This window comes from Shinella sp., assembly GCF_052438155.1.
In the GTDB taxonomy this organism is placed as follows: Bacteria; Pseudomonadota; Alphaproteobacteria; order Rhizobiales; family Rhizobiaceae; genus Shinella.
The window spans coordinates 1-25167 of record NZ_JBQVPI010000018.1 but is presented as its reverse complement, the minus strand read 5'-3'; the positions used below and the strand labels follow the sequence as shown (position 1 = coordinate 25167).

At 63.2% G+C, this 25167-nt stretch carries 14 protein-coding genes and 3 pseudogenes; 15 read left to right on the top strand and 2 right to left on the bottom strand.

Going from position 1 to position 25167, the window contains the following annotated elements; all coding sequences use genetic code 11:
• Window positions 1-63: 63 nt before the first annotated feature.
• Window positions 64-1446, bottom strand: coding sequence for a MocR-like ectoine utilization transcription factor EhuR (gene ehuR, locus ACT6VE_RS24860; RefSeq protein ID WP_444801028.1), 1383 nt, complete (start codon window positions 1444-1446; stop codon window positions 64-66).
• A 226-nt stretch (window positions 1447-1672) separates the two neighbouring features.
• On the bottom strand, window positions 1673-2617 hold the full coding sequence (locus ACT6VE_RS24855) for a sugar-binding transcriptional regulator (RefSeq protein ID WP_444801027.1): 945 nt from the start codon (window positions 2615-2617) through the stop codon (window positions 1673-1675).
• Between the two features lie 220 nt (window positions 2618-2837).
• Here ACT6VE_RS24855 and ACT6VE_RS24850 point away from each other — a divergent pair, with 220 nt between their 5' ends.
• The 15 genes and pseudogenes from ACT6VE_RS24850 (at window position 2838) to ACT6VE_RS24780 (ending at window position 25089) form a co-directional block, all read left to right on the top strand.
• Window positions 2838-4184, top strand: a complete 1347-nt coding sequence (locus ACT6VE_RS24850) for a sn-glycerol-1-phosphate dehydrogenase (protein ID WP_444801026.1) — start codon at window positions 2838-2840, stop codon at window positions 4182-4184.
• A complete protein-coding gene (locus tag ACT6VE_RS24845; RefSeq protein WP_444801025.1) occupies window positions 4184-5011 on the top strand; it encodes an HAD-IIB family hydrolase in 828 nt (275 codons plus the stop codon). Before ACT6VE_RS24850 ends, ACT6VE_RS24845 begins: the two co-directional genes overlap by 1 nt.
• The gene (glpD, locus tag ACT6VE_RS24840) at window positions 5004-6527 is read left to right on the top strand and encodes a glycerol-3-phosphate dehydrogenase (protein ID WP_444801024.1); all 1524 of its coding nucleotides are present in this window, start codon (window positions 5004-5006) and stop codon (window positions 6525-6527) included. The genes ACT6VE_RS24845 and glpD overlap by 8 nt, the downstream gene beginning before the upstream one ends.
• Window positions 6528-6615: 88 nt before the next feature.
• Window positions 6616-8094: a xylulokinase gene (gene xylB, locus ACT6VE_RS24835; RefSeq protein ID WP_444801023.1), complete on the top strand. Its 1479-nt coding sequence runs from the start codon at window positions 6616-6618 to the stop codon at window positions 8092-8094.
• 106 nt (window positions 8095-8200) lie between these two features.
• A complete protein-coding gene (locus tag ACT6VE_RS24830) occupies window positions 8201-9205 on the top strand; it encodes a sugar ABC transporter substrate-binding protein (RefSeq protein WP_444801022.1) in 1005 nt (334 codons plus the stop codon).
• A 77-nt stretch (window positions 9206-9282) separates the two neighbouring features.
• Complete coding sequence (locus ACT6VE_RS24825; RefSeq protein WP_444801021.1) at window positions 9283-10803, top strand: sugar ABC transporter ATP-binding protein; 1521 nt, start codon at window positions 9283-9285, stop codon at window positions 10801-10803.
• On the top strand, window positions 10796-11800 hold the full coding sequence (locus tag ACT6VE_RS24820) for an ABC transporter permease (protein ID WP_444801020.1): 1005 nt from the start codon (window positions 10796-10798) through the stop codon (window positions 11798-11800). The genes ACT6VE_RS24825 and ACT6VE_RS24820 overlap by 8 nt, the downstream gene beginning before the upstream one ends.
• Window positions 11797-12801: an ABC transporter permease gene (locus ACT6VE_RS24815; protein ID WP_444801019.1), complete on the top strand. Its 1005-nt coding sequence runs from the start codon at window positions 11797-11799 to the stop codon at window positions 12799-12801. The genes ACT6VE_RS24820 and ACT6VE_RS24815 overlap by 4 nt, the downstream gene beginning before the upstream one ends.
• 2 nt (window positions 12802-12803) lie before the next feature.
• Window positions 12804-14417, top strand: coding sequence for an FGGY-family carbohydrate kinase (locus tag ACT6VE_RS24810; RefSeq protein ID WP_444801018.1), 1614 nt, complete (start codon window positions 12804-12806; stop codon window positions 14415-14417).
• A gap of 181 nt (window positions 14418-14598) precedes the next feature.
• Window positions 14599-15312: pseudogene (locus ACT6VE_RS24805) on the top strand (IS5 family transposase).
• An 860-nt stretch (window positions 15313-16172) separates the two neighbouring features.
• Window positions 16173-23051, top strand: coding sequence for a putative Ig domain-containing protein (locus ACT6VE_RS24800; protein WP_444801017.1), 6879 nt, complete (start codon window positions 16173-16175; stop codon window positions 23049-23051).
• 247 nt (window positions 23052-23298) lie between these two features.
• A complete protein-coding gene (locus ACT6VE_RS24795) occupies window positions 23299-23463 on the top strand; it encodes a hypothetical protein (RefSeq protein ID WP_444801016.1) in 165 nt (54 codons plus the stop codon).
• 7 nt (window positions 23464-23470) lie between these two features.
• Window positions 23471-23802, top strand: a pseudogene (locus ACT6VE_RS24790) (nitrilase-related carbon-nitrogen hydrolase); the annotation flags it as partial.
• Between the two features lie 19 nt (window positions 23803-23821).
• A pseudogene (locus ACT6VE_RS24785) lies at window positions 23822-24437 on the top strand (TraH family protein).
• Window positions 24438-24669: 232 nt separating this feature from the next.
• A complete protein-coding gene (locus ACT6VE_RS24780; protein WP_444801015.1) occupies window positions 24670-25089 on the top strand; it encodes a hypothetical protein in 420 nt (139 codons plus the stop codon).
• The last annotated feature ends 78 nt before the right edge of the window (window positions 25090-25167 follow it).

The window sequence follows — 25167 nt, the reverse complement described above, 5'->3', positions numbered from 1 at the left end:
CGCCAGTATTGAGCCGCGCAGAGAAAAGCATGTCAATTGAGGAAAAAGATACGTGTCAATTTGCTAGAGCGAGAGCACGTTCCGGTCTGGCGCGGCGCGCAGAAGAGACGCGAGAATATCGAGACCTGCGCGCAACTCGTCTTCCTCGGTCGCTCCGACCGATATGCGAACGGCGCCCGCGGGCGCTCCCGAAAGGCAGAACGGCGTGCTGGGAGCGACTGCGACGCCGCGCGCCAGGGCCTGCGAGACGAAGGCGGCTTCGTCATTTTCGGGGGGGAGGGGCAGCCAGACGTGAAGTCCTTCGGTATGCGCGCGATAGGTGAGTCCATCGAAGCATGCGGTGACGATCCGGTTTCGCGCACGTAGCCTTTCGCGCTGCCAGTTGACAAGGGCGTCCACCGTGCCGTCTCTGAGCCAGGCCGTGGCCAGTTCAGCCATGATCGGCGTTGCCATCCAGTTGGCCATCAACTGGCGGTTTGCGATGGTGGCGGCGAACTGGTCCGGTGCCGCGACATAACCGATGCGCAGGCCTGGCATGGTCACTTTGCTGAAGCCGGTCACGTAGATCGTCCGTTCAGGGGCGAGGGCCGCGATAGGGCAAAGCCGATGGGAGAGCAGGGGTCCAAAGACATCGACTTCGACGATTGCCACGTCATGTCTGCGGGTCACGTCGACAAGAGCTCGCCGCCGACTTTCCGGCATCAGAGTCGCTCTCGGGTTGGCAAGATTGGGCTGCAGCGTGATGGCGCGAATCTGTTCTCGGCTGCAGGCTTCGTCAAGCGCCGCCGGCAGCATGCCGTCCGCATCGGCCGGTATCTCACGAACTCGGATCCCGAGATAATCCGCGAGCGGACGTACCACATGGTAACAGACTTCCTCCGCGGCCAGTATCGCGCCGGGGCCGGCTGCAGACATGAGCGCCACCGTGAAGGCGGAGGATGAGCCGTTCGTTAGCAGCACATTCTGCGCCGAGACCTGCACGCCGAGGTCGGCAAGCCAGGCGATCGCTGCTTCGTTGTGCCGGGGGAAGATCGTATTGGGTCGAAACGACAGCGCCGCTGCAGGAGGAAGGGTATCACCGAGCCGGTGCAGGGCTTCTTTCATGCGGTCGTGGTGCATGGCGGTGCAAACAGGCGTGACGATGGACAGGTCGATCACATTCGCCAGACGCTCGACCATGTAGGGCGGCTGCAGAGATGGGCCGCTCGGCTTTACATAGGTCCCGCGGCCAACCTCCCCCGACACGAGGCCGCGTCGCGCCAGAATATCATAGGCCTTGCTGACGGTCTGGATCGAGACCTTCAGGTCATAGGCGAGATCCCGGTGTGCTGGCAGCCTTTCATCCGCGGAGAGACGGCCGCTCTTGATTGCAGCAGAGAACTGATCCGCGAGGGAGATATAGATCGGCCGCTGCAGCAGGCGGTCATCGGGTCGCCACTTTGTCATGCTTTCCTGTGAAGCAAATACATGGCAATTTCAATAGCAAAGCCTTGTTGTCTCTAGCCCATGATCGGGCTTGTGGGCTGCGATTGGCGGCCGAAGCCCAGAGGAGGAATGGGCGCTCAAAACGATCAGGGCCCAGAATGCGCCGTTGTGCGCTACCGCACACTTACAGTTCGAGGGTTCACATCCCTCCAAGATTTCGGATGTCTCCTTCGCAAGGCTCTGTGCCTCAGCTTTGATCAATACGTGCGCAGAGGTTCTGGGCAGTGCCTTGATCTGTGATCAATATCGTTGCGATCCGGGCTTTGAGCATTCCCTGAATAGCATCGATTTTTTCGGGGCCGCCGCCAATGCAAATGCGATGCGGCACATGGAGGAAGTCGTCGATCGGCATCACGATATGCCGATCATCAAAACCGGTTCGCACGATCCGGCCTTCCATGTCGAAGAAGTAACCGGAGGCAAAACCGACGGCACCGGCATCCTGATACTGGCGCAGCAGATCCTCCGTCATCACACCGCTGTCTTCCAGCAGCGTCGGCCCGTTGATGTTGGTAACCCCGAACAGGGATTTGGTACACTGGCGCAGGAGCGTGAAGTGCTGGTCGATGATCGGTTCCTGCATCAGCAGGGTTTTCATGGTTTCATTCGAAACGACACCGGGCGCATGCAGGTTCACGCATCGTGCGTTGAGCTTTGCGGCTATGTTCGAGGTGCAAAGTTCGGGCGAGAAGTCGTAGGTCGCAATCGAGCTACCCGTAACCTGGGCGACCGTTACACCCGGCATGTTGGCTGGTGAAAGCGCCTTCGACAGCGCCATGACCGTGCGCCCCCAGGCCACGCCGATGACGTCGTCGTTTTCGATCTTCTGCTCGAGAATGCGGGCGCCTAGCCGGCCGATCTGCTCGGAGAGCGCCGCGCCCGGCGAGATCGACGGCAAGACATAACACTCGATAAGGCCGCCCTTCTCCTTGAGTTCCATCGAGAGGTCGGCGCGTTTCAGCCGCGTCGGATCGATCGTGATCGTCACGATCCCGTCGTCGCGCGCCTTTTGCAGAAGATTGAAGACCGAAGCGCGTGAAATTCCGAGCCGTGTCGCGATTTCGTCCTGCTTGAGGCCTTCCTCGTAATAGAGCCAGGCGGCCCATAGCGGCAAATCGGAGCCGAACTGCATCGGCGGCGCTTTGCGGCGGCCATTTTTGCCATCTGGTTGTTCGGCATGCATGAGCGTGAATGATCCTTCCGCGATTTCATTTGGCAGCTTTTCGTCTCCGCGTCCAGTTTCGCCAACGTTTCCAAGGATCCCTTGGCGCATTTCAAATGCTCATGAAAAAAGCCATTGACAATTTACAGTCAGTATTGAAAATTGCCATCACCACGTCTGGGAGGACACTATGCTTCATGCGGCGACCGCCGCCCGACGCCCTGTCGGGTGGCAAGACTGGAACATGCTCATCCGTGAGGTGAGCGCCGGCACATGGATCGATCCGGACACGGGAAAGCCCGCCGAGGTTCCCTTCAAGACGGTCATTATCGAAGACAGCGTGCGCGGGGGAGAGGCGGAGTTCGTCGCCGGGGCAATGCCGGCCGCCAGCTATGCGGTGGTTGCAGACAGCGATACGTACGATGCGCTGGGCTATGCCGTGGCGCGCAGCCTGGGTGGACGGGCCACCACCGTTGTGCTCGACCATCCCCATGCCGACGAGACCGCCGTCCGCGATCTTCGGGAGCGGACGCGCCATGCGGACGCCGTGATCGCGGTCGGGTCCGGCACGATCAACGATCTCTGCAAATACGCGACCTTCCTGGACGGCAAGGAATATAGCGTCTTCGGCACAGCACCGTCGATGAACGGCTACACGTCGACCACGGCCTCGATCACACTCGATAACGGCTTGAAGACCACGTTGCCTGCCCATGCGGGCAAGGGCGTGTTTCTCGATATAGAAGTCAGCGCGAACGCACCGCAATATCTGATTGCGGCCGGTTTCGGCGACAGCCTCTGCCGCGCGACGGCGCAGGTCGACTGGTACTTTTCCCATGTCATGCTCAAGACGGCCTACGCCACATCGCCTTACGTCTTACAGGAAGCGGACGAAGAGGCGATGCTGGCGCGGTCCGCCGGGCTCGGCCGTCGAGAGCATGACGCCATCGGCTATCTCCACCGTATCCTGACGCTTGGCGGTTTCGGCATCAGCGCGACGGGCATGAGCCATCCGGGTTCGATGGGCGAGCACCAGATTTCGCACTGGATCGACAGTTTTGCCGGCGATAGGCATCCCGGCACGGTTCATGGCCAGCAGGTCGGCGTGTCGTCTGTCACGATGGCGCGGCTGCAGGAAATCATCCTGGCGAGCGAGACGGCGCCACGGATCAGGCCGACCCTGTTCGACGAAGCGGATATCCGCAGGCGCTATCCGGCAGCGGCGGTGGAACATTGCCTCGTGGCGTCGCGCGCCAAGGTGCTGGATGCAGCGCAGGCCGATCTCTTCAATGCTCAGCTGGAACAGGCCTGGCCGGAGCTGCGGCGGGTTTTACAGCGCATGTCCGTTCCCTCCGCCACGCTGGCGGATCATATCCGCGCCGCCGGCGGCGGGGCGACGCCGGCCGAGATCGGCATCGATCGCGACCTTTATCGCGATGCCGTGCGCTACTCGAAGGAAATGCGCAACCGTTACTCCATGCTGGATCTTGCCGCGGACATGGGTGTTCTCGAACAATTCATCGAGGAGGAATGCTGATGCGGCCGCTCTCCGATCTTCCTGCAAGCGTGCTTTCGCAGGTCAATGTCGTGCTGACGGACATTGACGATACGTTGACGTCGGAAGGCCAGTTGCACGCCGAGCCCTATTCGGCGCTGGAGCAGCTTGCGCAGGCGGGTTTCTCTGTGGTTCCCATCACCGGCCGGCCGGCCGGCTGGTGCGATATGATCGCCCGGTTCTGGCCGGTGGCGGGCGTGGTCGGCGAAAACGGCGCCTTCTACTTCTCCTACGACAGGCAGGCCCGCAAAATGCGGCAGCGCTTCTTTGCCACGGACGCGGAACGCCGCGAGAACCGCCGCAAGCTCGATGCCCTGCGCGACCGCATTCTGCGGGAGGTGCCCGGCACGGGTATCGCCTCCGACCAACTCTACCGCGAAGCCGACCTCGCCATCGATGTTTGCGAGGATGTCGATCCGCTGCCACAGGGAGAGGTCGATCGCGTGCTGGCGCTGTTCAAGGAGGCTGGCGCGGTTGCCAAACTGTCCTCGATCCATGTGAACGGCTGGTTCGGCGCGTATGACAAGCTGTCGATGACCAGGGTGTTCGCAACCGATGTGCTCGGCATCGACCTCGACGCCGACAAGGCGCGTTTCGTTTTCGTAGGCGACAGTCCGAACGACGGCCCCATGTTCTCCTACTTCCCGAACTCGTGCGGCGTTGCCAATGTGGTCGATTTCGAGGGCGGCGGCACCGCATTGCCCGCCTACGTCGCCTCCCGCCGCGGTGGCGGCGGCTTCGTCGAAATTGCCAACCGCCTGCTTGCGACGCGGACGATCCCCGAACAACGGGAGCGGGTCCATGGCTGAGACCTACGATCTCGCCATCGTCGGGGGTGGTGTGAACGGGTGCGGCGTCGCGCGAGACGCGGCCGGCCGCGGCCTCAAGGTCTATCTCTGCGAGAAGGACGATCTCGGAGGGGCGACGTCCTGCGCATCGACGAAATTGCTGCATGGCGGGTTGCGCTATCTCGAGCACTACGAGTTCCGGCTTGTGCGGGAGGCCTTGCAGGAGCGGGAACGCCTCTGGGCGATCGCGCCGCATTTCGTGCGGCCGCTCCGTTTCGTGCTGCCCTACATGCCCGGCATGCGCCCCAGATGGCAGCTCCGCCTGGGTCTCTTCATCTACGACCATATCGGCGGGCGCGTCCGCCTTCCCAGGACTGCCGCGGTCCGGCTTGCCGGCAATGTGCTGGGGGAGGGGCTCGTGCCATCCCTGACCGGCGGTTTTGAATATTCGGACTGCTGGGTCGAGGACAACCGACTCGTCGTGATGAACGCCAAGGCGGCGAGCGAGCGCGGCGCCTTGATCGAAACGCACACGGCCATGGTTGCGGCGCGGCGCGAGGCGGAAGGGTGGGCGGTCACGGTCGCGCGCGGTGGAGGCCAGCGGACGATCCGGGCGCGGGCGCTCGTCAACGCGGCCGGCCCCTGGGCAAACGAGATTGTCTCTCGCATGGCCGGCCGGCCCGCACGGGGAAAGGTCCGGCTGGTCCAGGGTTCGCACATCGTCGTGCCAAAGCTCTATGCCCACGACAAGTGCTTCATCTTCCAGAACGCCGACGGGCGCATCGTCTTCACGATACCCTACGAGGGCGACTACACGCTGATCGGCACCACGGATCGCGACTTCGACGGCGACGTCGAGAACGTCTCCGCCACGGACGAGGAGAAGGCCTATCTCTGCGCGGCGGTCAGCCGGTGCTTCGACCGGCCGGTGAGGCCCTCGGATATCGTCTGGAGCTATTCCGGCGTGCGGCCGCTTTATGACGACGGCGCCGGTGCGGCGCAGAAGGCGACACGCGACTACGTGCTCGAGGTGGACGACGAAAATGGCGTCGGCCTGATCTCGATCTTCGGGGGAAAGATTACGACCTACCGCCGGCTGGCGGAATCGGTGATGGAGAAACTGTTGCCCTTTCTGCGCGCCGGGCAGGCGAAGACCGTGGCCGGCCGCGCCGGCTGGACGGGCGAGGCACCGCTTCCCGGCGGCGACTTTCCGATCGAGGCCTTTGCGGATCGGGTGCGGTCGCTGCGCGAACGCCATTCCTTTCTGCCCGAGAAGGATGCTGTACGCCTCTTCACCTACTACGGGACGCGCGCGGGCGACATCCTGGGCAACGCCCGCAGCTGGGCCGATCTCGGCATGTCCTTCGGGGCCGGACTGACGGAGGCGGAGGTGGACTATCTGGTCCGTGAGGAATGGGCCGTGACGGTCGAGGATATCGTTTTCCGTCGCAGCAAGCTCGGCCTGAAACTTACGGCGGGTGAGATGGCAGCGCTCGACCGCTTTCTGGAGGGAAAGCGACGGTCGCTGGCGGGTTGAGGAGCCCGTGACAACCGGAAAGAGACGCCTGGAGGAAGAGGCGTCGGGAGCGCGGATGCCCTGAAAGGTCCGCATGGGAGGAGGAACCATGTATCTCGGTATCGATCTGGGAACGTCCGGTGTTAAGTCCATTCTGATGGATGACGCGCAGACGCTCATTGCGGAATGCTCGTCACGCTCCGTGGAGGTTTCCCGGCCCAATCGGGGCTGGTCGGAGCAGCATCCCGATCTTTGGTGGGATGCGGTTTGCGAAAGCCTCGACGGGCTTGCCGCGCATCACCCGAAAGCGATGGCTGCCGTCAAGGGCATCGGTCTTTCCGGGCAGATGTACGGCGCCGCCGTGCTCGACGAGACGGACAGGCCGATCCGGCCCGCCATCCTGTGGAACGATACGCGCACCGAGAAGGAATGCGCCGATCTGGAAGTGCGCGCACCCGACATCCGCCGCATCGCCGGTCGCAAGCCGACGCCGGGTGTCACCGCGCCCAAGCTTGCCTGGTTGCGCGACCATGAGCCCGACACCTTCCGACGGACACGCACGGTCCTGTTGCCGAAGGACTATGTCCGGCTGAAGCTTTCCGGTGACAAGGCCTCGGACCTCGCCGATTCCAGTGGCACGATGTGGGTGGACGTCGCTGCGCGGGACTGGTCCGATACGCTTCTTGCTGCGACCGACATGGAGCGGGCGCAGATGCCGGCGCTCTATGAGGGTATCGACCCGACCGGAACCGTCAGGGCGGAGCTGGCGGCGCGCTGGGGAATGGCGTCCCGGCCGGTGATCGCGGCGGGTGGCGGAGACAATGCCTGTGGCGCCTGCGGCACGGGCGTCATCCACGACGGGCAGGGAACGGTGTCGCTCGGAACGTCCGGTGTGCTGTTCCTCGCGACCGGCGAGGCGCGCCCGAGCTACGACCATGCGATCGAGACGCTTTGCCATTCCGTGCCCGGCGTCTGGCATCAGATGTCGGTGATCCTGTCGGCGACGTCCTGCGTCAACTGGCTGTCGGGCGTTGTGAAACGGCCGGCCTCCGAGCTTGTCGCCGATCTCGGCACGGCACTCGGAACGCCGAGCCCGGTGCTCTTCGTTCCGTTCCTCGACGGATGCTGGTCCCCGCGCGCCGACGTGGAGATCCGCGCCGCACTCGTCGGCCTGCAGCACTCGTCCGACGACGAGGTGCTGACGCGGGCCGTCTTGCAGGGGGTCGCCTTTGCCTTGCGGGAATGCGCGGATGCCTTCCGGGCCGCGGGTTCGTCGATCGACAGCCTGCTTGCCATTGGCGGCGGGTCACGCTCCGAACTCTGGCTTTCGATGATCGCCACCTCGCTCGGCGTCGAGCTGAAGGTGCCGGAGGCGAGCGAACTCGGCGCCGCGTTCGGCGCAGCCCGGCTTGCTCTGATTGCGCAGACCGGCGCCCGTCCTGAAGAGGTTCTGACGGCGCCGCGCATCAATCGCGTGATCACACCGGTGCAGAACCTCGTGCCGGCCTACGCCGAAGCCTACGACACCTGGCTTTCGCTCATGCCGCAAATCCGCCGTGCTTCCGTCGCCCTGGGCAGGGCGGCCTGACATACCGCGCGCCTCGCCCGATGCGATCGGGTGAGGCGCGCGGTTCCGTTCCCGGGCTGAGGAGCTCCGGGCCTTGAGGGTGAGACTGTCTATCTGGGAGGAAACCATGGACAAGTTCAATTTCGATCTATCGCGACGTGCATTGCTGGGCGGCACCGCCGCAATTATGGCAGCGCAATATCTGGGTTCGACGGCTGCGCGTGCCCAGGCTGGCGACCGCAAGTTTGCCGCCGCTCTCGGCTGGACGACCTACGATTCGGGACGCCATCTTCAGGACGGGTTCACGGCGGCGGTCCAGGAACTGGGCGGCTCTCTCAATACGACCGATGCCGGCTTCGACGCGAAGACGCAGACGGACCAGATCGACTCGTTGATCTCCACCAAACCCGATGCGCTCTTCGTCACGCCTGCCGACGCCGTCGCCATCGCGCCGGCCGTCCAGCGTGCAATTGCGGCGGGCATACCGGTATTCTGCGCCGACAGCGCTGTTCCAGGCGTCGCGGTCAACACGACCTCCATGTCCAACAATTTCGGCATGGGAGCCCATTCCTGCGACTACATCGCCCGCAAGCTGAACGGCAAGGGGCGCATCGCGCGCGTGCTGCTGCCCCAGAATGAAAGCTGGGACCAGCGCACGCTCGGCATGGAGTGGACGCTGCGCCGTTATCCGGAAATGCAGATCGTCGCCGACTGGGCCTTCGCGCTGGCCGGCAATGTCACGCCGCGCCAGGCGGTTGACAATATCCTGACGGCGAACCCCGACATCGATGCCATCTGGTGCGCATGGGACGGGGCAGCGGTGGAGGGGACGCTGGCGGCGCGTGCGGCCAACAAGCCGGATCTCATCATCACAGGCATCGACGGGGGATCGCAGGCTTTCACCTACATCGCCGGCCCGTCCCAGCTTAAGCTTTCGATGGCCCAGAGCTTCTACGAAATGGCCTATCTGTCGGTCTTCTACGCTCACCAGCATCTGGCCGGCAGCAAGACCCCGCGCCTCGTGGTCACCCCGACCTACGCTGTCGAGGAATCTATGCTGAAGGCCGGCATTCCGGATGATTTCGACGTGCCGGGTAGAGCGGACCAGCTAGGCTGGGTGCGCGCCGTCTGACGGTAACCACGGGTGGTCGGATAGTGGTTCGGCCACCCCATAAACGCAGCGACAGGAAGCAAGCGGAGGAACGGGACATGACGGCTCCAGCCTTGCGCGCACGGGCGATCTCAAAACGGTTCGGCCCCGTGAATGCGCTCAGCGACGTCGATTTCGTGCTCGAAGCCGGTGAGGTCCATGCCTTGCTCGGCGTGAACGGTGCCGGCAAATCGACCTTCATCAAGATCCTTTCCGGCGTCTACCGGAAGGACGAGGGGACGATCGAGGTCGGCGGCGAGACGATCGACTGCAGGAACCCGAAGGAGGCGATCCAGCATGGCATCGCCACCGTGCAGCAGCATCCGGAGCTGGTCGCGGATTTCAGTGGCTACGAAAATATCTTTCTGGGGCGGGAGGCGGCGCGCCCTGGCCTTTTCTTACGCATAGAACGCAGCGATCTCACGCGGCGCGCCGATGCGCTGCTGGCCCGATTCCCGGTGGAAATCGATCTCTCGAAGGCGGTTGCTGAGATGTCGGCGGTCGAGCGCGAGACCGTAGCGATCCTCCAGGCGCTGGCGGGCGACGGTATCCGCATCCTGATCCTCGATGAGCCGACCTCGACGCTGACGGAAGTCGAGAAGACCGTGCTTTTCCGCCTTATCAACACCCTGCGGGAGGGTGGTATCTCGGTCCTCTACATCACCCACCGGCTGGAGGAGGTGATGGAGATCGCCGATCGCCTGTCCGTCTTCCGCGGCGGGCGCATGGTCGGCACGATGACGGTCGCCGACGTGCGCGACCGCGACCTGTCTCTTGCGGAATTGATGCTGGGCGAGGCGCTGGACCATGTCTTCCCCGCGAAGGCAGACGCTTCGGCGCTCGGCGAGGAGGTGCTGGCCGTCAGGGGGCTGACGAGCCACAACGCCTTCTCCAATATCGGTTTCGATCTCCGGCGGGGCGAAATTCTCGGCATTTTCGGCCTTGTGGGTTCCGGCGCAGACGAACTCGCCAAGGTTCTCTTCGGCGCTTTACCTGCGGACGCCGGCAGCGTCGCGATCAAGGGTCGCCGCATCGCTCCGCGCTCGCCGCGCGAGGCGCTGAAGGAGGGCATCTTCCTCGTGCCCGGCGATCGCCGGGTCGAGGGGCTTGCACTGACGGAATCGTCGATCTTCAACATCACGCTCGGCAATCTCAACCGGGCGTCGGGCATTGCCGGTATCCTGAAGCGCTCGGGCAATCGCCGGGCAAGCGCGGAATTCGCCGCCCGGCTGGGGCTAAGCCCGCCGAACCTCGCGATGCCGGTCAGCGGCTTCAGTGGCGGCAACCAGCAGAAGATCGTGGTCGCCAAGGGCCTCTTTGCCGATGCAGACGTCTACATTTTCGTCGAGCCAACGGTTGGCGTCGATATCGGTGCCCGCGCCAAGCTCTATGGCCTGATGCGCGAACTCAGCCGGTCGGCCGGCGTCATCGTCATGTCGAGCGATTGCGACGAGGTCCATGGCATCGCGGACCGGACCTTCGCGCTCTACAAGGGACGGCAGGTCGCAGCACCCGCCGGTCTCCAGACCCGCAACCAGCTTCTGATGGCTGGCATCATGGGAGAAATGCATCGTGACTAGACCCTTCGCCCTGCCGGCGGGCTGCGGCCGGCTGTTGGCCTTCCTGCTTCTCGTGATCATGGTCGCTACGGCCTTCACGCTCGCAGAGCCGCGTTTCCTGTCAATTCAGAACATGTCCGCCGTCACCCGGCACATGGCCGCCAACGGGCTCGCCGCCCTGGGGCTCACGCTGGTGGTCATCGTCCGCAAATTCGACCTGTCCTTCGCCGGCACGGCCTGTTTTGCGGCCATGACGATCGGCTATCTGATTGCCGGCGGCGTCAATCTCTGGCTCTGCGTGCTGGTCGGCATCCTTGCGGGTGCGGCAATCGGCGCGTTCAACGGCATGGCGATCAGCTACTTCCGGCTTCCCGACATCGTGACGACGATCGCGACTGGATCGATCGCCGGGGGACTGGCTTTCGTCTATTCGGGCGGTCGGACGATCTTCCAGAATTTCATGACGTCCGGCATCCTCGACCTCAACGATGCCCGCGTCTTCGGCTACAGCCTGTCCTTCGTCTTCCTGGTCTGCCTCTATATCGTGGCCTGGTTCTTCATGCATCGGACGCGCTATGGCGCGTCCTTCTATGCAACGGGTGAGAACCCGGTCGCCGCCTATTATTCCGGCGTGCCAACGAAACGCTACACCATGCTGGCCTTCGTCGCCTGCGGCATGACCTGCGTCTTCGCCGTTCTCCTGATCCTTGCCGAATCCGGCACGGCCGATACGAACGAGGGGGCAAACCTGCTGATGCCCGCCTATGCCGGCGTCTTCCTCGGCACGGCGCTTCTTGGCCGGACCTCCGTCCTCGCCACCCTTGCCGGTACGTTCCTCATCACCATGCTGCTGGACGGTTTCTCGCTGCTCGGCATCCCGTATTATTTTAGCGACGGTGTCGTCAGCGCGATCCTGCTGGCGGGCGTTGTTCTTTTCGATACCCGCATCCGTGCCTTCTTCGGCGATATCGCAGCCTTCCTCCAGCCGTCACCCGCAAACAGGGAGAAGCGCGCATGACCGATGTCATCGCCGACCGTTCCGTCGCTCGCCTCGAGGCCCCAAAGTCGAAGGTTCGCTTCATCGGGCGCTACTGGCTGCTTGCGACGCTCGTCTTCATGGTCGCCGTCTTCGCATTCCTCAGGCCGCACCTCGTCGATAGCTCCAATATCGCGACGATCCTGCGTTCCTCCGCGTTGATGGCGATCATGATCCTCGGATTGACCTGGGTGATCGCGGCGGGGAAGATCGATGTCAGCTTCATGCATGTCGCGGCCCTCGGCAACATGACGACGGCCTTTTTGCTGGCCAGTGGACACGGCTGGTTTGCAGCGGGCCTGGCCGGCGTGGCCGTCGGTGCCGTCGCCGGGCTGGTGAATGGCGTGCTCGTGGCGGTCATGCGCATCCAGCCGCTGATCGTCACGATTGCGACGGGCGGAATCTGCGCTTCGATCGCGGCAGCGCTTGGCAAGGGGACGTCGATCCGCATCGCCGATGCCGGTCCGCTCGGTGAACTGATCTTTACCAATATCGGGCCGATACCGGTGATCGCTGTCTTCGTCGCCGGCCTCTACGCACTCTCCTGGTACGCGCAGGAAAAGCTCACATTCGGCCACTACATCTTCGCCACCGCCCAAAGCGAGCCCGCCGTGAACCAGGCCGGTATTTCCGTGCGCAGCCTGTTGCTGCTGCTTTTCGTCTTCTCGGGGACCATGTCGGCGCTGGCGGGCGTGCTTTTGGCGGCGAGCCTTTCTTCGGGCCAGCCGATGATCGGTTCGTCCTATTTCATCGATGGGCTGACGGCCGTCCTGCTCGGCGGCATGATGCTCAGGATCGGCAAGCCGAACGTTCTGGGGACGACAACCGCGATCCTCATCCTGTCCGTCCTCGTCAGCGGAAGCGCGCTTCTCGGCTGGGCCGATTACCAGCGGCAGATCATCAAGGGCGTGCTGCTGCTCGTCGGCGTCACGGTCGCCATGCGTGCCGGCCGGGCCACTCATTCGCAACATCGGGAGGCATAGGGATGGCGCTCGGGAGGAAAGCCTATTTCATCGGGCTGGACGGCGGTACAGGCGGGGCTCGCGCGATCGTCGTCGACGCCGAGGGGAACGTTATCGCCATGGCAACCCACGACTATGCGACGACCTTTCCACGCCCCGGCTGGGCGGAGCAGACACCTGTCGACTGGTGGTGCGCGGCCTGTCTGGCGGTTCGGCAGGCGGTGCGCGAGGCCGGGGTTTCCATCGCCGATATCCGGGCGATCTCCGCCGACGGCACGTCGAGTACGCTGGTCGCGCTCGACCATGGTCTACAGCCGACCATGCCCGCCATTCTCTGGATGGACAACCGCGCTGCCCAGCAGGCGCGGCGCATGACGGAGACGAAGCATCCGGCATTGCGCCGCTCGCGTCTCGGCGTCAGTTCGGAATGGATGCTGCCCAAAATCCTCTGGATCAAGGAAACACTCCCGGACGTCTATGAGCGCTCCCGCTGGTTCGTCGAGATGACGGACTATCTGGCGCTGAGGCTGACAGGGCGGTTGACGCTCGGCCTCAATCACATCACCAACCGCTGGTTCTATGATGGCCGGCGGGGCGGCTGGCCCGAGGATTTCTTCCACAAGGCCGGTCTTGACGGGATTACCGGGCATTTCCCCGACGAAATCCTGCCGCTCGGCGCGCCGATAGGGTACATCACGCCGGACGCTGCCGAAGACCTGGGGCTGGCGCGCGATACGTTGGTCGTCTGCGGTGGAACGGATGCCTATGTAGCGATGGTCGGGCTGGACGTCTGCCGCCCGGGGCGCACGGCCTTCATCACCGGGTCCTCCCATCTCGTCCTGCCGATGACCGACCAGGACGTCGAGGTACCCGGCATCTTCGGGCCGCATCCCGATTGTGTCGTGCCGGGTCTCCTCGTGATGGAAGGAGGCCAGGTTTCCTCCGGCTCCATCGTCCGCTGGTGGCATGATCATATCGGCCGTCTCGGCAATGCAGGCCCGGACAGTTACGGCGAGATGCTGCGGCAGGTCGAAGCGCTGCCGATCGGTGCCGACGGTCTCGTCGCACTCGACTTCTGGCAGGGAAACCGCAACCCCTATATCGACTACGAACTTCAGGGCGCCCTTTGGGGGCTGACCCTGAAACACACGCCGGGACATATGTTGCGCGCCCTCGTGGAATCGGTCGCCTATGGTACGGAAAACATCCTGCGCACGCTGCGGACCCATTCGGTCGCGGTGGAGACCATGGTGATCTGCGGGGGCGCGACGCGCACACCGTTCCTCATGCAGATGCATGCCGACGTTTGCGGCATACCGATCGCCGTACCCAAAGTGCTGGAGGCGACCGCCTTCGGGTCTGCGATCAATGCGGCGGTGGGGGCCGGTTTCTACGGTTCCCTGCCGGAAGCATCCGGCCGGATGGTGCGGGAAAGCCATGTCATAGAGCCCGACATGCGCCGAAATCGCGCCTATGGCGAGGTTTTCGAATTCTACCGGGAAACCCACGAGGCGCTCGCGCCTCTCATGCACCGCATGGCGCGTCGCGGGCCACCGGCCCCGCGCCCGGTAGGGCAGAACGGCCTCGTCATATCGGCGAGAGCGGAGGCCATGACGGTCGCGCAACCCGCGGAGTAAAGTCTCGGTCCGGCGTTTACCGCGCTGGGCCGGGGGAGCTCTGCACGAAGCACCTTAGGCCGGGTCGACATTCAGGATTCCCAAATCACCTGATGGCTGATTCATAGGACACTGTGTTGAAGTACGGGGGTTGGGCATGGCGGTTAAGCGGTATGAACTGAACGATTTACAATAGACGAGGATTGCGCCTTTGTTGCCGGGCAAGGCTGGTGATCCCGGGCCGGACAGGCCTGAATAATCGGTTGTTTATCAATGGCTGCCTATGGATCCTGCGCTCAGGATCGCATTGGTGCGATCTGCCGGAACGGTATGGCAAGTGGAAGACCGTGCATACGCGCTTCAGCCGCTGGTGCCATACCGGCATCTGGGAACGGGTGCTTGAAACGCTGACGGCCGACCGCGACAACCTGTATCTGATGATCAACAGCACGATCGTTCGTGCCCATCAGCAGGCGGCCTGCGGAAAAGGGGGACAAAGGATCAGGCGCTGGGGCGTTCCCGAGGCGGACTGACCACCAAGATCCACCTGCTGGCCGATGCGCTGGGCCGACCATTGCGTTTCATCGTGACCGCCGGTCAGCTCGGCGACATCACGCAAGCGCCGGCTCTTCTGGAGGGCCAGAGTGGCGAAGCCGTTCTGGCTGACGAGGCCCATGTCGGCAATGCCTTGCTGTAAACCATTGCCGACATGGGCGCCGAGGCGGTGATCCCATCAAACAGCTCGCGCCAGATCATCATCCCCCACGATGAACGCATCTACAAACATCGCAACCGCATTGAACGCTGCTTCAACCGAATGAAGCACTTCCGGCGCTTCGCAACACGCTACGACCGCAGAACCATTCACTTCGAAGGCTTCGTCTATCGCGTCGCCGCGATGATCTGGCTGCGATGAATGTCGATCCGGCCTAGGCTCCCATTGGAGCGATAATGGCGAACATTGTGACGAGTTGTGGGATCGTTGGTTCGATTCCCACCAAGAGCTTAGAATGGAGAATGCGGCTTTTGATTTGCACTGATGGGTTGGATGCCTCTCCCGAAGCGCCAGAAAGTTGATTTCTGAGCCTACTGAACATGACCAGCAACGCTTAATTCACCTCATTTGCCGCGGCGAATTCAAGGCGACAGCGTAGCGTCTGTCTAACTCGTCGCATTCGTTCACGATAACTGAGCACGGATACCGGTGGTGAGCTCTTGCTGCCTTTTCACGCGGATCGCTTTTTTATCCAATCTCACGGCGTGTCAAAAATGGACGCAGACTCCCTTCGGGGATTCCGGTAGCGCTCTGTGCTCAGCAGGGGTTCCGTTCCTTAGATGCGCCGGAGCAAAACATTCGACGTCGTGGTGTGACGCTTTTCGGATTCAGGGTGCGGGTCAATGCGTGCTGGGCGTGAAGGTTGCAGCTATGAATAGAAGCAATCCTGGAAGCGCATGTGCTGGTTGGTGTGATTTATTGAGTTATTGATGGCGCGATGCCGCCGCTGGGGGATGATTTCGATGTGGGCATGGGGAACTGGGGCCTGGGGAGGCCTCGGCGCTATCTCTAAGCGTGGCTATGAACGCCTCATTTACGCTTGGCTTCTGGTGTTTTCGGCGATTTTGGCGCGTCTCTTCAAACCTCTTCGCGGCCTTTTTGCCTCAGCGGGAACGCTTCCCAATCGTAATCCGGCTCCGGCATTTCAGCGTGTTGTCGCAAGGTTGTTCACGGCGTCCGCGCCCCGCCTTGGGCAGTTTGTGTCGGCTGCGCTGCTTTTCATGGCTGTCTTTCTCGGCTCCAGCCTGGGGGGGGCGACAGAGAGCAGGGCTGCGGACTGCACCCTGTCCACGCTGAGCTTTTCGGCGGTGAACGATACGCAGACGCTCGATGGATCGAGCTGCGATATCTTCATCAACTACAATGGCGATTATACCTTCTGGGGCGGTTTGCATAAAGTTGCGGGCGAAAATGTCATTGCTCGACCTGGGGCTGGCTATGCGCAAGCCTTTCCATACCCAGCGGCGGATACGCTCGTATCCACGTCCAACGCTGTTTACAATTTCAGATCCAACAGTCCCCAGTCCGATTTCTCAGCCACCGATACCTTCACGGTGACGCTGATTTCGGTGAACCCCGATGCCGGCGCTACCGATACCATTACGCTCTACACCTGCCCGTCCTACGGCGGCGGGGAGAACTGCGATGCGACAAAGTCCGTTGCCATTTCGGTCAACCTGGATGTTCCGCTCAACGTCACCGGGGTTTCGCCGGCTACGGGGCCGGTATCGGGTGGCACGGTTGTCACCATCACCGGGGAAAACCTGTCCGAGGCGACGGGTGTAACGTTCGGCGGGGTTGCGGCGAGCGCGTATACGATCAACAGCGGCACGCAGATCACAGCGACAGCGCCGGCGGGCACTGCAGGTGCTGTCAGTGTGCTTGTAACCGCCCCTACTGGCAGGACCGCCATCGGCACAGGCAATCAGTTCACTTATATCGCCGCCCCGACGGTAACGTCGGTCACGCCGACAGCGGGTCCGACGGGAGGTGGCACGTCGGTTTTGATCACGGGCAGCGGGTTCTCGGGTGCGACGGCAGTGACGTTCGGGGGGACGGCTGCGATCGGCTATACGATCAACAGCAGCATGCAGATCACGGCGACGGCGCCGGCCGGTTCGGGAACGGTGGACATCCGCGTCACGACGGCGGGCGGCACGAGTGCAACGACTGCAGCGGATCAGTACACCTTTGTTTCGGCGCCGACGGTGACGTCGGTATATCCGACAGCTGGCCCGACGAGCGGTGGGACGACGGTGATTATCACGGGCACCGGCTTCGCGGCTGCGAGTGGCACCGGGGCGGTGAAGTTCGGTGCGACGACGGCGACCTATACGATCAACAGCAACACGCAGATCACGGCGACAGCGCCGGCCAATTCGGCGGGCACGTATGACATCACCGTCACCACCGTCGGCGGCACAAGCGCCACCAGTGCGGCCGATCAGTATACCTATGTTTCTCGGCCGACGGTGACATCGGTGTCTTCGACGGCGGGCCCGACGGCGGGTGGCACGACGGTCACCATCACGGGCACCGGCTTTGCGAGTACCATGGCGGTGACTTTCGGCGCTACGGCGGCGACCGGGTTTACCGTCAACAGCCACACGCAGATTACGGCGACGGCGCCGGCCGGTTCGGCGGGCACGGTGGACATCCGCGTCATCACCGTCGGCGGCACGAGCGCCACCAGCGCGGCCGACCAGTATACCTATGTTTCCCAACCGACGGTGACGTCGGTGTCTCCGACTGCCGGTCCGACGGCGGGCGGCACGACGGTTACCATCACAGGCACCGGCTTCGCAGCGGCGAGTGGCACGGGGGCGGTAAAGTTCGGCGCCACGACGGCGAGCTATACGATCAACAGCAGCACGCAGATCACGGCAACGTCGCCGGCTAATTCGGCAGGCACATACGATATTACCGTTACGACCGTGGGCGGCACGAGTGCGACGAGCGCAGCCGACCAGTACACCTATGTCGCGCCGCCGGTGGGCAGCAGCTTCACCTATGGATCGATTGCCCCGTACAATGACGGTTCGAACGCGAGCGTGTCGTTCAACCTGTCGAGCCAGGTGAGCAACAGTCCGACCAGTTATGCGATCGGCTCGGCGACGACGGCCCAGGGCGGCTCCGTCAGCATCGACAGCAGCGGCCAGGTGACCTATGTCCCGCCAGTCGGCTACCGCAACGCCAATGACAGCTTTACCTTCACGGCCACCAATCTCGGCGGCACGTCGAGCCCCGCCACCGTCACCGTGACGATCGGCAATCCGATGCTTTCGATGTCGCTGCCGTCGGCCACGGCCACCGTCGGCACGGCCTACAACACCGGCAGTGCCGCGGTGACGATCTCGGGCGGCAGGGCGGCTTACACGGTCAACAGCATCAGCGGCCTGCCGACAGGCATGACCGATAGCGGCGGGGGTGTCGTGAGCGGTACGCCGGCGACCGACGGCACCTTCACGGTAACCGCCAACATCACCGACAGCTCGCTCGGGGCAGGGCCCTACAACGCCAATGCGACGGCGACGCTGACGGTCGTCTTGCCGCCGGTGCCGGTGGTCTCGTCCTTGACGACGGCGGCAATCGTCTACAACGCGGGCTCGGCCACGACCTTCAGCCTTGCTGCCCAGGCCACCAACAACCCGACCGGTTATCAGGTGGGGGCTTCGTCCTATGGTGCCACGGTCAGCATCGATAGCGCCGGCCTCGTCAGCTACACGCCGCCCGTCGGCTTCCGCGGCACCGATGTCTTCAACTACGTCGCGACCAACCAGGGCGGCACCTCAAACGTCGGCCAGGTCTTTGTGCCGGTGAACGATCCCGTTTTCTCGGTCACGCTGCCGGCCTCTACCGGCACGGTCGGCGAGGCCTATAACAGCGCCGCCGCCTTCGTCAGCATCAGCGGCGGTAACGCTCCCTATTCCAACTTCTCGGCCAGCGGCCTGCCTGACGGCCTGTCGATCAGCAGCGCGGGTGTTATCTCCGGCACGCCGACGACGGCTGGCAATGCCACGGTCGTGATCACCGCAACCGACAGTTCGGGTGGACTTGGCAGCTTTACCAGCACGGCCTCGGCCAGCATCGCCATTGCCGTACCGACGATCACCATCGATCCCGCGACGCTGTCGAACGCCAGCGTTGGCGTGCCGTACGGTACGGCACTGAGCCATACCGGGGGCCTGGCTCCGGTGACCTTCGCGGTCACGGCAGGCTCGCTGCCACCCGGTCTGGTGCTCGATCCCGGTGGCACGATATCGGGCACGTCGACGGGGGGCGGAACCTACAACTTCACTGTCACGGCAACCGACAGCGCGACGGCATCGGGTCCCTATACGGGTGCCCAGGCCTATGCACTGACCGTCGATGCGGCAACGATTGTGCTGTCGCCTGCGGCAGGTGCTCTGCCGGGCGGAACGACGGGCATTGCCTACAGCGAGACGGTTTCGGCTTCCGGTGGAACGGCATCCCATAGTTTCGCCGTCACGGCCGGTTCTCTGCCTGGAGGTCTTACGCTTTCGCCCAGCAGCGGCGTCCTGTCGGGCACGCCGACGGCCAGCGGCACATTCAATTTCACGGTAACGGGAACGGACAGTTCGACCGGGCAGGGTCCCTATTCGAGTTCAAACGCCTATTCCGTGACGATCGGCATGCCGACGCTCGCACTCTCGCCCGCCGCGGGTGCGCTGCCCACCGGCACGACCGGTACGGCCTATAGCCAGACATTCACAACGTCGAACGGCACGGCGCCTTATAGCTATGCTGTCACCAGTGGCGCGCTGCCGAGTGGCCTGACGCTGAGTGCTGGCGGTGTCGCCTCCGGGACGCCCGGTACCGACGGAACCTCCAACTTCGATGTCACGGCGACCGATACGTATGGCGCCACAGTCACGGCGAGCTACAGCCTGGCCGTCGGTGTTCAGGTACCGATCGCCAATGCGGTGACGCTGACGGTGGCGGCCAATGCGTCGGCCCAGACGGTGACGCTGAACATCACCGGGGGTGCGGCAAGCACGGTCGCGGTGGCGACGGCGGCTTCGCACGGCACGGCGACGGCGTCCGGAACGACGATCACCTATACACCAACGGCAGGCTTCTCCGGCACGGACAGCTTCACCTACACGGCCACCAATGCGGCCGGCACGTCGTCGCCGGCAACCGTGACCGTGACGGTGACAGCGCCGACGCTTGCGCTCTCGCCCACTGCGGGGGCACTGCCTGCCGGCACGGCCGGTACGGCCTACAGCCAGACCTTCACCGCCTTGAACGGCACGGCGCCCTACAGCTATGCCGTCACCAGCGGCGCGCTGCCGAGCGGCCTGACGCTGAGTGCTGGCGGCGAGGTCTCGGGAACGCCCGATACCGACGGGGCCTACAGTTTTGATGTCACGGCGACAGATACCTATGGTGCGACCGGGACGGCAAGCTATAGCCTTGCCGTCGGCGTTCAGGCACCGATCGCCAATGCGGTGACGCTGACTATCGCAGCCAATGCGTCGGCCAAGGCAGTGACGCTGAACATCACCGGCGGAGCGGCGACATCCGTTGCTGTTGCGACGGCCGCTTCGCACGGTACGGCGACAGCATCCGGCAAGAAGATCACCTACAAGCCGGCTGCCGGCTATTCGGGCACGGACAGCTTCACCTATACGGCCACCAACGCGTCCGGCACGTCGTCGCCGGCAACCGTCACCGTGACGGTGACGGCACCAACGCTTGCGCTCTCGCCAACCGCGGGGGCTCTGCCGGCCGGCATGACCGGCACGGTCTACGGTCAGACCTTCACAGCAAGCAACGGTACCGCGCCCTATAGCTATGCGGTCACGGCGGGAGTGCTACCGGCCGGCCTCACGCTGGACGGCGCGACGGGCAAGCTCGGCGGCAAGCCGACTGTGGCAGGCGGATTCGACTTTGCCGTTACCGCAACGGACACCTATGGTGCCAAGGGAACGGCAAGCTACAACCTCATCATCGGTGGACAGGCCCCGATTGCCAATGCGGTAACGCTGACGGTGGCGGCCAATGCGTCGGCCCAGGCGGTGGCGCTGAACATCACTGGTGGTGCGGCGACATCCGTTGCTGTTGCGACGGCCGCCTCGCATGGCACGGCAACAGCCTCCAAGAAGACGGTCACCTACAAGCCCGTCGCCGGCTATTCCGGCATGGACACGTTCACGTACACGGCCACCAATGCGGCCGGTACGTCATCGCCGGCGACCGTGACTGTCACCGTGACGCCTCCGAAGATCGTTCTGTCGCCGGCAGCCGGTACGCTGCCCGGCGGCACGGTCGGCAAGGCCTATAGCCGCGTGCTGACCGCTTCGAAGGGCACGGCGCCCTACAGCTATGCCGTCACGGCGGGAACGCTGCCGACAGGCCTCACGCTGGATGGCGCGGCAGGCACGATCGGCGGGACGCCGACGGTGGCTGGCAGCTTCGACTTCACCGTCACCGCCACCGACGCCTATGGCGCGACGGGATCGGCCACCTATAGGATCCTCGTCAAGGCGCCGGTCGTGGTCTTTGCCTTCACGCCGCCCGCAGGCAGCCTTGGCGAGACGATGGCGGGCGAAGCCTACAGCCAGCAGATCAAGGCGACCGGTGGCGCGGCGCCGCTGCTCTACAGCCTTGCCTCCGGCAAGCTGCCGAAGGGCATGGTGCTGAATGTCTCGACGGGCGAACTGACCGGTCCGCTCGATGCGGCAAGCGAAGGCAACTATAGCTTCAAGATCGCGGTCAGGGACAACAACGGCGCAACGGGCTCGGCGAGCTATTCGCTCAAGGTGAGCCCGCGTCAGGTCACGGCACCCGATCGCGTGGTGGACGTGCCGGCCGGCAGCTCGCCCGCCGACGTCTATCTCAACGCGGGTGCAACGGGGGGACCGTTCACGGAGGCCGAGACGACCTTCGTGGAGCCGGCCAATGCCGGCACGGCGAAGATCATCCGCGGGCAGGTCGCCCAGGTGGGGCCGGTGAGCGAACCTGTCGGCTGGTATCTGCAGTTCAGCCCGAACCCCGCCTTCTCCGGCGTGGCGAAGGTTGGTTACCGGCTGGAAAGCGCACTCGGCACCTCCAATGTCGGAACAATCACCTACAATCTCCATCACGATGCCCAGCAGGTCGCCGAGGATATCGACGCGCTGGTGCGGGGCTTCGTGGAGACGCGCCAGGACCTTATCGCCAACGGCATCTATGTGCCGGGTCTTCAGGAACGGCGGCAGATGGAGCAGGCGACGGATACCGTGACCGCCCGCATTACGCCTTCTGAAGACGGCATGACGACAAGCTTCTCCACCAGCCTTGCGCAGATGGACGCGGCCCGCGACCGGGCCGATGGCGTCGAAGATGCGTCATCCTCCGCCTTCAACGTCTGGATCGACGGTACCTTCCTGGCCCACAAGCGTGACCAGAACGGCGGTAAATGGGGTAGCTTCGCGTTGCTTAATTTTGGCGCCGACTATCTGGTCTCGGAGAAGGCGCTGATCGGCCTGTCCTTCCATCTCGACCGGATGACCGATCCGAGCGATGCGGATGCGGAACTGACCGGCAACGGTTGGCTCGTCGGCCCCTATGCCTCGCTGGAGATCGGCAAGGGCGTGTTCTGGGATACAAGCCTGCTCTATGGCGGTTCGGCCAACGATATCGATACGGCGTTTTGGGACGGCTCGTTCGACACGCAGCGCTGGATGATCGACACGGCGATCAAGGGTGAGTGGCAGATCGGCGAGGCGACGGTGCTGACGCCGAAGCTCCGGGCGATCTACTTCAACGAAAAGGTCGACGATTACACGGTGCACAATGACGATGGCGACGAACTCACAATCGATGGCTTCGATGCGGAACAGTTCCGGGTGAGCCTCGGTGCGGAGATCACGCGGTCCTTCACGCTGGAGAGCGGCGCGACGATAACGCCGAAACTGGGTGTGACAGCCGGTTACGCTGGTCTCGACGGCTCGGGCCTCTACGGCTCCCTCAGCGCCGGCGTCGCCATGCAGACCTCGGACTTCTGGATGCTCGAAGCGAGCCTCCTGCTCAACATCGAAGGCGATGGACAGAAATCCGTCGGTGCGACCGTGCGAGCAGGCAAACAGTTCTGAACATCGAGCACTCAGCAACACACTGTAAAAGAGCCGGCGCGAAAATGCGGCGGGTCTGGTGTGTGATATTTCCAGGCGAATTCCTCCGGCGCGAAGCAATGGCTATAAAACACGCCATCGCTACATCGACGTCCAGAGCCTGCCGGCAGAACGAACCCTTGAAAAGCGAGCCGAACAGTGGCCGCAGCCGCATGAGCGTAAGCGTGGCTTTCGTTCCCGCCAGCCGTGCGCTTGCTGCAGCGCTCACGTGGGACAGCGCAATCCGCGTGAAGGCGATATACCGGCGAAGCTGACTGCGACGCGGCTTACCTCCTATCTCGCTGGCCGTGGCAAGGACACATTGACTGAAGTGATCGGGCAGGCCGATGCCGTCACCACGTTCTGGTTCTTCCGGCTGGAGGAACCGCTTTAACCTTAAGGGTGGCCGCACCCTCTATCGCGAACGCATGCCGGTGCCCGGTTCGATGTGGCAGCCTTGGCGATCCTTGTTTGGGGAGATTGGCTGCGCCAGGGCGGACTTCTTCGCGAATCCGGTCGTTTCCATCGGCGCCAGCCGGGCTGCACCGCTGATCTGCTACGAGCAACTGATCGTTTGACCTGTCCTACAATTCATGCTGCACGCCCCGGATTTCATCATTGCAGTTGGAAACGGCTGGTGGACGGAAGGGACGTCCATCGTCCCCTCCAGCGCGCCGCTACCACCGCATGGGCGAAGCTCTTCGCAAAACCGCTTGTCATTGCCTTCAACACCCGAGCGCCAAGGAGACACCATGCTCGACGCCGCCCTGATAAAAGTATGCGCAGACGCTTCCCCCAAGCCGGTTATCGTCGAGCAGTTCGTGGCTGCTGCGGGTTCGGCTGATCCTCTCGCGATCACCGTCAAATCGGGAGGCCGCTGATCCTCGTGCCGAAAGCGACGTCGGCCGAAGAGGCGATAGCGATCGTACGGCAATATGCTGGTCAGGCGGTCGTCTGCGTTGGCTTGACGCAGTTTCCGGCGGGAGTGGGAGTCAAGGAACCGGCGGATCTGAAACCCGATCTTGTCGATGCCTGCCAAAATCTTCGCAAAGGCACGGCGATGTTCGCCAAGGTCCTCAGGATTGTTGCGAAATGGTATGGCAACCCCACGAGCAAGAACGTCTTCCCCCAGATCTTCGAGGATGCGGTCTACGCGTGGAAGACCGGCGAGTTCGAGGGCGTGAGCGTGTTTCAGGCGGAGGATCCGGGAACACCGGGTGAAATACCGCAGCAAAGTAGAGAGAAAACCGCCGCCGAGGAAGAGGAGGACGCTGACACGAAGGCAAGAGAGGAACAGCCAGAGGCGGAGCAGGATGCTGCGCGCGCGGGATACGGATCGATCTGTCGCGCATTGGTGGTCAGCAATAACACCGAGTTCGTCTCGCATTGCGAAACGGTTCTCGGCGAGGCGGAATTTCAGTTTGAGTCAAAGGCATAAAATTAGAGTGACTCGAAAACATAAAATTAGTGCGGTTAAGAGACGTAAAACTAGTGTGATTCAAATTCATGATATTAGTGTTTTCCAAAGGCTTCAAATTAGTGCAACAACAATGCACGGAAGTAGTGGTCCACTACTCACCCACCGTCGCCGTAGGCCAACATGGCGAAACCCAACGAACTGCTCGCGGCATCCCTCGCTGAACTGAGGGGAGTGACGCAGAGCGGCACCCGATCGGTGGTGAAATCCGAAGAGCTCGGCCGTGTCCACCGGGAACGACTACAGGACAATGGGTTGCTCGAAGAAATCATGAAGGGCTGGCTTGCGGTGAGCTCGCGACCGTCGGTCAACAACAGGATCGACGCGGTGTGGAGCACCGTCTACTGGGAGCTCGTTGTCAGGTATCTCGACGACCGCTTCGCCGATGAATGGCGGCTCTCTGCCGAGGCATCGGTGGCTCTATGGTCCGAAAACCATTACAATCCTAGGCAGGTCATCGTCAGAAGCTCTAGGTGTTTGATCCCGTGCTTTGATGGTGCAATGTTTGACCTGCCGCTGCGAATTTCCTCCAGAATTGATTAGCGTCCGGCCCATTGAAGGACGGACGCATGAAGAAGCAGAGATTTACGGAAGAGCAGATTATCGGTGTTTTGCGTGAAC

Coding starts and splice junctions, on each gene's coding strand:
- ehuR (WP_444801028.1), bottom strand. CDS start 1,446: ATGACAAAGTGGCGACCCGATGACCGCCTGCTGCAGCGGCCGATCTAT.
- ACT6VE_RS24855 (WP_444801027.1), bottom strand. CDS start 2,617: ATGCAGTTCGGCTCCGATTTGCCGCTATGGGCCGCCTGGCTCTATTAC.
- ACT6VE_RS24850 (WP_444801026.1), top strand. CDS start 2,838: ATGCTTCATGCGGCGACCGCCGCCCGACGCCCTGTCGGGTGGCAAGAC.
- ACT6VE_RS24845 (WP_444801025.1), top strand. CDS start 4,184: ATGCGGCCGCTCTCCGATCTTCCTGCAAGCGTGCTTTCGCAGGTCAAT.
- glpD (WP_444801024.1), top strand. CDS start 5,004: ATGGCTGAGACCTACGATCTCGCCATCGTCGGGGGTGGTGTGAACGGG.
- xylB (WP_444801023.1), top strand. CDS start 6,616: ATGTATCTCGGTATCGATCTGGGAACGTCCGGTGTTAAGTCCATTCTG.
- ACT6VE_RS24830 (WP_444801022.1), top strand. CDS start 8,201: ATGGACAAGTTCAATTTCGATCTATCGCGACGTGCATTGCTGGGCGGC.
- ACT6VE_RS24825 (WP_444801021.1), top strand. CDS start 9,283: ATGACGGCTCCAGCCTTGCGCGCACGGGCGATCTCAAAACGGTTCGGC.
- ACT6VE_RS24815 (WP_444801019.1), top strand. CDS start 11,797: ATGACCGATGTCATCGCCGACCGTTCCGTCGCTCGCCTCGAGGCCCCA.
- ACT6VE_RS24810 (WP_444801018.1), top strand. CDS start 12,804: ATGGCGCTCGGGAGGAAAGCCTATTTCATCGGGCTGGACGGCGGTACA.
- ACT6VE_RS24800 (WP_444801017.1), top strand. CDS start 16,173: ATGGCTGTCTTTCTCGGCTCCAGCCTGGGGGGGGCGACAGAGAGCAGG.
- ACT6VE_RS24780 (WP_444801015.1), top strand. CDS start 24,670: ATGGCGAAACCCAACGAACTGCTCGCGGCATCCCTCGCTGAACTGAGG.